The following is a 9,407-nucleotide window of genomic DNA, read 5'->3' on the forward strand; positions in this document are numbered from 1 at the left end:
GGAGGAGAGCAAAACATGATATTTCCTCTATCGAGATTCATACAAAGACTTAAAGATAAATTCCAACTCTACAAACCCGAAGCAGACGGTGTACAATTCATAAACGCAAAAAATACAAGCAAAACATGCCACCACTGCCAACACATCAATGAAGATTTGGATGTAAAAGAACGGGAATGGATGTGTCCGAAATGTGGAAAAATACTTGATAGGGATGTAAATGCCGCAATTAATATACTGAACCGTTGGTGCGACGGGGATAGCCTAGTTCAGACTTAATAGACTATTAAGCAAAAAAAATCTAGGAATCCCCGACCTCTAAAAGGTCGGGGAGGTTCAAGCTCCAATCTATCCGCTGGCTCCGAATCATACATATGAGGAAACCTATGAAATAGTTGAAAAGCTCTATAGGTATCTTTTAACGCTTGAAAAACCAATCACGATAATGGGAGACTCATCCGGCGGAGGATTGTCCGCAGCATTCTGTGAATATCTGGCGGTTAATGACTTGCCGCAGCCCGATAAGCTGATTCTTTTGTCTCCATGGGTTGACATATCAATGTCCGGAAATTATGATGAGGTTGAATTCGATCCGATGCACGGAGTGGACGGTCTGCGTGAAATGGGAAAGGCATGGGCAGGAGACTTGGATTTGAAGGATTACAGGGTAAGTCCTCTCTTTGGGGAAGTTTCTGAGCTTTCAAAAACCGCAATATTTGTCGGAACCCACGAACAAATCTATTCTGATGTTATAAAGTTTCATGAAAAACTTATTGATAACGGCGTTGATGCCGAGCTTAATGTCGGTGAAGAGATGAATCACGTTTATCCTGTTTATCCTCTTGTTCCCGAATCAAAGGAAGCGTTTAATCATATAGTTGAGATAATAATGGGTTAAGTATTTTTTTAGCTCTTGAAAAGATAAAACTGGCTAGTGGATATTAAAAAAAGTTAAAAAATAGTAAAAAGAGTGCTGAATAATTTATTCAGCGTTTATTTCAATGTCAAAGGACATTCTTTCGATTTCAGCACTTTCACCGGATTTAATGGTGTAAAGTGGGGAATCCTGTAAAATTAAAGTGTTGTTAACTTCCCTGATTTTGTTATCAGCCACTTCTTGCATGTGTGTTCCTTCATATAGGAATCCTGCATCGCCATCGCCTTCTAACTTGTATGAAATAACTTCGCCGTTATGTTTATTAGTTGCTTTTACATTTACAATCATAATAAAATCTCCATATTATTATATTAATTAGTTTTGTAAAAACTACTATATAAATAAAAGGAATTGGATATTATGGATATTCCACTGTTTTTCTATTTGACCTTTAAGGATTTGGACCGTTTGGCTCCTGGAAGTGACGAGTCGACGCTCAACGTTTTAAATCTTATTGACATCGACAAGGATTTAAAAATGGACATTCTTGAAGTGGGATGCGGAACGGGTTCGGATACGTTAATACTGGCGGATTACTTTAGGAATTCGACGGTTGAAGCAATCGATTTGTTCCCACATTACCTGAAAGTTTTGAATCAAAAGATAGATGAAAAGAATCTCGGCTCAAGGGTATATGCATACGAAATGGACATGAATGACCTGGACTTTGCAAACGAAGAGATCGATCTGCTGTTTTGTCATGCGGGCGTTGAGATAATGGGCTTTAAAAAGGCCTTGAACCGCTGGAGAAGGGTCATAAAGCCTGACGGATTTTTAATAGTTTCTGATTTGACATGGATTTCATCACCGTCAAGAGAAAGTACTGATTTCTGGAAAAGCAATTACGAAGAAATCGATACTATTGAAAATAAGATTACGCAGCTTGAAAAACTCGGTTTTGAATATATTAATCACTACGTTTTAGACAAAAGTGAATTTGCAGAATACTATTCACAATTGAACGCTAATCTGGATAAGATCAAATCCGACAAATCAGCAAAAGATTTCATAAAACAGCTGAAAAAAGAAGTTAATGTTTCAAAAAACGAAGACTTCTCCTATGTCTACTACATTATGAGAAAATCAAATCGTCGATAATATCCATATCAAGGTTTTCCTCAACGATTTCGGCCAGCTTATTTAATGAATAGTTCTTCTGGGCTTCGTAAGGGTCTTCGCCACTTTTTATTTCAAGGCCTTTTTTGGCTCTTATGTAGTTAAGGAATTCTCTTCTGAAGTTGTAGTTATTGAATATTCCATGGAAATACGTTGCAAACACGTTTCCAAAGCACGCTCCGTCGACATCGCCTTCATCGGTGTTTCCCTGTCCTTTGGAAATTGTCAATAATGCTTTGGTATCTCCAATATTGCTTGTTCCCTCATGGATTTCATAGCCCGTTACCTTCTCGCCGGCAATGTTTTTAAATATTTCACCGGCTATTCCATCCAAATCATCCGGAATGATAGCTTCGGACTGGGTTACTATCTTATCCTCGCGCTTGAACTCGGATGTTATCGGAAGCAAACCCAAACCTTTGATGCTTCCGTGCTCGGATTCCTTTTTCTCTTCATCAATAATCTCTTCGCCAAGTATCTGGAATCCTCCGCAGATTCCAATAACAGGTATTTCAGCGGATTTTTCAATGATTTTCTGGGCAAGGCCGCTTTCATGAAGCTCATAGGCGTCCTGAGTTGAATTACGGGTTCCAGGAATTATTATCGCATCAACGTCACCGATATCGTCATTAACACCAATCATCCTTATGCCGACGTCACTTTCGGCTTCAAAGGGATCTATATCCGTGAAATTGGCAATCTTTGGAAGCCTGATGACTCCAATCATGATATCTCGGTCTTCATCGAAGTTATGTGTCGTTAATGACGCTGAATCCTCTTCAGGCAATCTCAGGGTTTCATCATATGGCAGGACTCCCAAAACCGGTTCTCCGGTAATCTCTTCAATCCTGTCAAGGCCAGGCTTCAGTATATCCAGATTACCTCTGAACTTATTGATTACGGTCGCTTTCAGTCTTGAACGGTCGTAATCGTCCAGTAAAACGTAAGTCCCTGCAATTGCTGCAAAGACTCCTCCCATTTCAATGTCTGCTATTAATATGACGTTGGCATCGGCAAGGTGGGCTATTTCCATATTGGCAATGTCCTGCTCTCGCATGTTGATTTCTGCAGGTGAACCGGCTCCTTCTATGATTATTATGTCGTATTCGCTGGACAATTTGTTAAAACTATCTTTTATGGCTGCAAATGCAGTGTCATGGTATTTGTGCTGGTAATCGTAGAAATTCATGTCTCCCATCGATTTTCCCTGGATAATCACGTTTGAGGTGAAGTTTCCTTTCGGCTTTAAAAGAACGGGATTCATGTGGATGCTCGGCTCAACCATTGCCGCTTCCGCCTGAAGCATCTGGGCTATTCCGATTTCACCGTTTTCAAATGTGGTATAGGAATTCAGTGACATGTTCTGGGATTTGAATGGTGCCACCTTATATCCTCTGTTTTTGTAGATCCTGCATAATGCTGCCACGAGCATACTTTTTCCGGCATTTGATGATGTTCCTTGAACCATAATACATTTTGCCATATAAAATCACTTTACATTTTTTAAATTTTAATATAGTTAATTTTCTTTGTGAAAGTTAATAAAATTATTTTTCTAACTTTTGTTTACTAAATTAGAAAACTTTTTATATATAATGAATAATATAATATGTAGTAGGAAAATGTATTTTTGAAATGTTGAATTTTTTTATATGATAATTATAGAGGTTTTTTAATGAAATTTGATGAACAAGAAATCCTTGATGATTCTTCACAAGAGGTTGTTTTAGAACCTGAAATCGCTCAGGAAAGTGATGAGGAAAAAACCAAACCTATGTTGGATTATGATAAAATTAAAAGTTCAGAAGACATTGAGGTTCCTCAGTTATTAATAGACCAGGTCATAGGTCATGAAGAGTCAATAGAAACTATCAAAAAGGCAGCAAAGCAAAGAAGAAATGTTTTGCTCATTGGAGATCCGGGTGTTGGAAAATCAATGCTTGCAAAGGGAATGGCTCAGATATTGCCTCACGAATCCCTTCAGGACGTATTAATTTATCCGAATGTTGAGGACAACAATCATCCTCTAATAAGAACCGTGCCTGCCGGTGAGGGCAAGAAAATCGTAAGGGCAACAAAAGGCTCTGCACGAGGTCATGAAGAACGCAAAACCATTCTTACAACCCTTGCTATCGGAGGAGTGCTGGTTATCGGATTTTTCTATGGAAGAATATTGGAATCCATCATTGCGGCAGCATTAATCTTACTTATTTCAATTCAAATCAAGCCTAAAAACAATATCATGGCTCCAAAGTTACTGGTAAACAATGAAGAGAAAAGATTCGCTCCGTTCATGGACGCAACAGGCGCTCATGCGGGAGCATTGCTCGGGGACGTACGTCACGACCCATACCAGTCAGGAGGATTGGGAACTCCTGCACACGAACGTGTGGAAGCAGGTATGATTCACAAGGCCAATCGTGGAGTTCTATACATTGATGAAATAGGTACAATGTCAATGAAAACCCAGCAGGAGCTTTTATCTGCAATGCAGGAAAAGCAGTATGCTATTACAGGTCAAAGTGAAAACTCAAGCGGTGCAATGGTAAGATCACAGGCCGTTCCATGTGACTTTGTTCTTGTTGCTTCAGGTAACATTCAGGTTCTTGAAGGAATGCACATTGCAATGAGGTCACGTATCAGAGGCTACGGTTATGAAGTCTTCATGAAGGATTATATGGAAGACACGACTGAAAACAGGGAAAAGCTGGTTCAGTTCGTAGCTCAGGAAGTTAAAAACGATGGAAGAATCCCTCATTTCGCTCCGGACGCTTTGGATGAAATCATTATGGAAGCAAAACGCAGATCAGGTAAGCAAAACGCTTTAACCTTAAGGCTAAGGGAACTTGGCGGTCTTGTAAGGTCATCAGGAGACGTAGCCATTGAGCAGGGCGAGAATCTGGTAAGGGCAGAGCACGTTATCGAAGCCAAAAAATTCGCCAGAACCCTTGAACAGCAAATTGCTGATAGGTCAATTATCCAAAGAAAAGAATACAGTATGGTAAGTTCTGAAGGCGGAAGAGTCGGTCTGGTAAACGGACTTGCAGTAATCGGTGACAGAAGCGGAATCGTTTCCCCGATTGCAGCTGAAGCCGCACCTGCGCAATCCAAAAACGGCGGACAGATTATCGCTACAGGTAAGCTCGGTGAAATCGCATCCGAATCCGTTCAAAACGTAAGCGCATTAATCAAGAAATACACCAACAAGAACCTGTCAGATTATGACATTCACGTTCAGTTCATACAGACCTATGACGGTGTTGAAGGTGATTCAGCAAGTGTAAGCATAGCTACAGCAGTCATTTCAGCCGTTGAGGAAATTCCAATCGATCAGACAATTGCGCTGACCGGTTCACTTAACGTTCGCGGTGACGTAATGCCTATCGGCGGAGCAACAGCCAAAATCGAAGCTGCTGCAGAAGCGGGAATGAAAAAGGTTCTGATTCCTAAATCCAATATGAAGGATGTCATGATCGAGAAGAAATATGAGGACATGATTGAGATTATTCCAACCGAAACCCTAAGTGACGTTCTGGAAAACATCTTAATCAGCGGAAGCAAAAAGGATCAATTGATTGAAAAGATGAAAAAGATCGGTTCCAAAGTAGCTGAAAAGGTTCCTCAGTCAACTATACAAAAACCAACTACCAACTAGTTGGTTTAATTCTATTTTTTTTTAATTTTTCAGTAATTATTATATATTTTGTCGTATAACCTATTATTATGAGTGTTAAAGTTGTAATTGCAAAGACATTGGCTAAAATTGGAGGACCCGTTTCAAAATTGGGGTCCGGAAGTGGAAAAAGTTTTGCCGGAATCATTTTTTCAAAAGTTGCAGGAATAGATGCTATTCAGGAACTGTCTGGCGAATTGAAAATCGGTTCCATTCTTTTAACTGGAACCAACGGTAAAACGACAACTACAACTTTATTAATCAAATTATTGTCTAGTGACATTGAAATAAGAAGTAGTTTTGAAAGCAATACCATTAATGCAATAGCTGCAGCTTTAATACAGCAGAAAGGAGACATCGGAGTATTCGAGTATGGTATCCGCAATATCAAGTATGGAATCCCGGATACCGTTCAGAGGGTTGTAAATCCGGTAGGCGTTGTCTATACGACGATTTCACCGGAGCACGCTCAGGTGGCAGGTGTCAAAAACCCTTTCAGCGAATATTACAAAGCCAAGGAATTATTGTCCAAAGACATGAACAAGGGAGTAATCATAACCAACACCGACGATCCGAGAACTGCCTTTTTAGGCTATAAGAAGCGTGATGACGTTAAAATCAATTATTATGGCCTTGAAGTCGATGACATCACGGATTTCTTTGACGCTCAGGAAATTGAATGTCCGGCATGCGGAAAGATACTTGACTATGAAAAGCGTTTCTTAAATCACAGGGGAGTATATTCATGCGAATGCGGATTTAAAAGACCGGAACCTAACGTCAAGCTGACCAATGCCGAGTTCGGCTCTGATAAATGGCTCTTGACAATTGAAGGAAATCTATTCAACTATCCGAACAACCATGACATTTCATTCAGCGTTGAATTATGCGTTCCTCCATTCGGTTTCCATAACATTTACAATACTTTAGCTTCAATAACCGCCTATGCGACGTTTACTCCTAAAATTGAAAACATTGAAGCTACTGTGGAGAAAGTTTTCAATAACCTTGACATGTCATTCATTCCGCCTGGAAGGTTCGAGGTTGTCCGCAACGGCGATAAGCTCATCGGTTTGGGACAGGGAGATAACGGTGATGCGGCCAAAATCAATGCATTGTTCATGAACCAGTATATCGACGGGCCTCTGGAATTCATTTACACGACTCCCGAAGAGGATGAGGAGGAAATCTTTGAAGATCACTTTGAAGTAATAAAGGCCTTGAATCCGGCTCACGTCATTGTTGTTCCGGGAAGAAAATCAATCGCGAAAGCTGAAGAATATTACAATATCATAAAAGAAGAATATCCCGATGCCGAATTTTACCCGTTAAGTTATGCGGAAATGGCTAAAAGGATTCAAAAGCTCTACGAACTGGCAGTTGAATCCGAATACGATTACGTTATCATGACTGGCTGCGGTGAAGAGCAGGCAATGTGGGAAAGCATTAAGCAAAAGCTGATTAAGAGATAATCCTTTCGTCAATTATCTCTTCTAATTTTTTATATAATCCGGAATTCTTATTTTCAATTGGTCTGAAACGTGACTCGACCTTGCAGTTGCACAGATCAATTGTTCCTATAATGTAATTATCGCTGTTTTTTTCTATCATTATTCCGAAAAAGACTTCTTTTTCGTCTGCGTTTTCGTCAAATTCCTCTTGGGTAAGTTCGATTGTCTCGTCATTAACCGAATAGATGTCGCATTCGTTAATCATCGGTATGAATGCAAGCATTCCGAAACTGATGAAGATGTTTTCCTCTTTAAGGATTTTCATGAACTTCTTTTCATAAGTATCGTTTTTTGCAATGCCGTATCCTTCAATTTCATCAATGTTATTTGCACCCATGAAGCAATTATCATCGATGATTGTAGCAACAAGATTTGGCTCTGCATAAATATCGCAGCTGGCCCTAATATTCTTGATAGTTTTACAGACATCCATCACAAAACGCCCCGTACTTTTCACATAATTGAAGTACCTTGTCAATTTTAGGAATATCTTCAATCCAATCTACAGGTATTGCATCATATCCGTAATAAATGCCTGCCAATCCTCCGCATATGGCACCTACAGTATCGGTATCTCCGCCCAGATTGACTGCCTTTAAAACTGCATCCCTGTAATTGTCGGTATTTTTCAAGCAGTAAATCACGCTTTCAAAGGTGTTTATCACATAGCCGCTGCTGCTTATGGTATCTACATCGTTTAAATCATCATTGAAAACCCTTGAAAAATGATTCAGTTCCTTGTTTCCCTCATAATGCTTTTGTATCTTATCTCCGGTCAGTCTGATATGCTCGTCAATTGTCAAATCATTTTCAAGCATGGATTTGGCTATTTCAATATAAAAAACGCAGGCAATCTTTGATCTCATGTGTCTGTGGGTCAGTCCGGAGATGTTTTCGATTGTTTCATATTCGATGTTAGGAATGAATGCAAGAGGTAATATTCTCATTAATGAGCCGTTACCGTTGTCTCTTTCGCCTGTGCCGCCACAAAAGATAGCCTCAGTTCCTCTTTTGTAGTTGTAAAGGCCATGGCTTGTTGTAGGGCCGTAATCAAAGGTGTCATTGTACTGAGTGTATTTTCCGTTTTCAATCCATTCTAAAAACTCATGCATCATGTCATCATAGTCAATGCCGTTTTTATTAACAATGCTTGCCATTGTAGCTATTGCCATTGAGGAATCGTCTGACCAGGTTCCTGCAGGCATTCCGTATGTTCCATAGCCGATCATGTCCGTTACAGGCTCTCTCATTAACTCTTCTCTTGAGGAAAACTCAACAGGAACTCCTAAAGCGTCTCCAATGATTAATCCGATAATTCCATCTTTAACTTTCATGTTAATATGTCGTGTTTACGAGTTTATAAATTCTTTGTTATTGGATTTTAAATATGGACACATCTCGGGTTTTTCTAACTTTTTTTGAAGTTTTTTTCTTCTTAAGTTATTGTTCTGTTATATATTTTGTGGAAAAACCATTCACAAAGGATAATTTCCAACTACGATGCAGAAATTGAAACCTATATCTGCCTTTGGGAGAAAATATTATATCGAAGAAAAACAATCGAATATAAAAACAAACAAAGAATACTTATTGGACAAACGAATGCAAAAACTGCATAATGAAAGAAATCTGCTGTCAAAACAAGAAATACAGAACAATCCAATACTATTGAAACCCTTCCAAGATTAGAATACAACGAAAAATGGAAACAGGCCGAGCACATAAAATCTACAAAAAACGATTAAAAACAGAAGAACTACTATTTGCACACATAAAACAAAAAAATGAAACTACACAAATTCACCACAACTGGAATAAAAAACACAAACACAGAATTCAAACTATACACAATCGTACATAACCTAAAAAGAATATACAACGAAATAAACAAGAAAAACAACTAAAAATAAGAAAAATTATAAAAAAATCAGAACCACAAAATTCAATTAAAAATTTTGCGTCACATCCTCTTAATTAAAAAAAAGAAAAGGTTATGCTAAAATTGAACTATATTTATCATAATATTGCAAGAATACCCCAACCGTGCGACAAGCTAGGATCAGTAATTTGTTATATGCTTATTAAAGCATATGTTAGTGCAGTTCTATAAACTGATAATGTTGTTGTGTGCATTATTCTCCCTTGAAACTGCGTCACCGGCAACGGTGAG

Annotated in this window: 9 protein-coding genes; 5 read left to right on the forward strand and 4 right to left on the reverse strand. The window is 38.9% G+C overall.

The window, feature by feature from the left end; genetic code table 11:
• Positions 1 to 279 (forward strand): zinc ribbon domain-containing protein (locus F3G70_RS11725; protein ID WP_223166094.1); only part of this gene is annotated, 279 nt, incomplete at its 5' end.
• 67 nt (positions 280 to 346) lie between these two features.
• Complete coding sequence (locus F3G70_RS11730; RefSeq protein ID WP_149732891.1) at positions 347 to 898, forward strand: alpha/beta hydrolase; 552 nt, start codon at positions 347 to 349, stop codon at positions 896 to 898.
• Positions 899 to 982: 84 nt separating this feature from the next.
• Here the strand turns inward: F3G70_RS11730 and F3G70_RS11735 are convergent, their stop codons facing one another.
• Positions 983 to 1,225: a hypothetical protein gene (locus F3G70_RS11735; protein ID WP_149732892.1), complete on the reverse strand. Its 243-nt coding sequence runs from the start codon at positions 1,223 to 1,225 to the stop codon at positions 983 to 985.
• 72 nt (positions 1,226 to 1,297) lie between these two features.
• Between F3G70_RS11735 and F3G70_RS11740 the strand changes: the two genes are divergently transcribed.
• Positions 1,298 to 2,035 (forward strand): class I SAM-dependent methyltransferase, encoded by a 738-nt coding sequence (locus F3G70_RS11740; protein WP_149732893.1) that lies wholly within the window; start codon positions 1,298 to 1,300, stop codon positions 2,033 to 2,035.
• Here the strand turns inward: F3G70_RS11740 and cobQ are convergent.
• Positions 2,010 to 3,536, reverse strand: a complete 1,527-nt coding sequence (cobQ, locus tag F3G70_RS11745) for a cobyric acid synthase CobQ (RefSeq protein WP_149732894.1) — start codon at positions 3,534 to 3,536, stop codon at positions 2,010 to 2,012. The two genes, F3G70_RS11740 and cobQ, sit on opposite strands and share 26 nt — an antisense overlap.
• A 291-nt stretch (positions 3,537 to 3,827) precedes the next feature.
• Between cobQ and lonB the strand changes: the two genes are divergently transcribed.
• Both lonB and F3G70_RS11755 read left to right on the forward strand, forming a co-directional pair.
• On the forward strand, positions 3,828 to 5,708 hold the full coding sequence (lonB, locus tag F3G70_RS11750) for an ATP-dependent protease LonB (protein WP_223166095.1): 1,881 nt from the start codon (positions 3,828 to 3,830) through the stop codon (positions 5,706 to 5,708).
• Positions 5,709 to 5,770: 62 nt separating this feature from the next.
• Positions 5,771 to 7,198 carry a Mur ligase family protein gene (locus F3G70_RS11755; RefSeq protein ID WP_149732896.1) on the forward strand — a complete coding sequence of 476 codons (1,428 nt, stop codon included), beginning with the start codon at positions 5,771 to 5,773 and terminating at the stop codon, positions 7,196 to 7,198.
• Here the strand turns inward: F3G70_RS11755 and F3G70_RS11760 are convergent.
• Positions 7,188 to 7,670 (reverse strand): hypothetical protein, encoded by a 483-nt coding sequence (locus tag F3G70_RS11760; RefSeq protein WP_149732897.1) that lies wholly within the window; start codon positions 7,668 to 7,670, stop codon positions 7,188 to 7,190. The genes F3G70_RS11755 and F3G70_RS11760 overlap by 11 nt on opposite strands.
• A complete protein-coding gene (locus F3G70_RS11765; protein WP_149732898.1) occupies positions 7,657 to 8,571 on the reverse strand; it encodes an ADP-ribosylglycohydrolase family protein in 915 nt (304 codons plus the stop codon). The genes F3G70_RS11760 and F3G70_RS11765 overlap by 14 nt, the downstream gene beginning before the upstream one ends.
• Positions 8,572 to 9,407: the final 836 nt, after the last annotated feature.

It is taken from the genome of Methanobrevibacter millerae (assembly GCF_900103415.1).
Taxonomy (GTDB): domain Archaea; phylum Methanobacteriota; class Methanobacteria; order Methanobacteriales; family Methanobacteriaceae; genus Methanocatella; species Methanocatella millerae.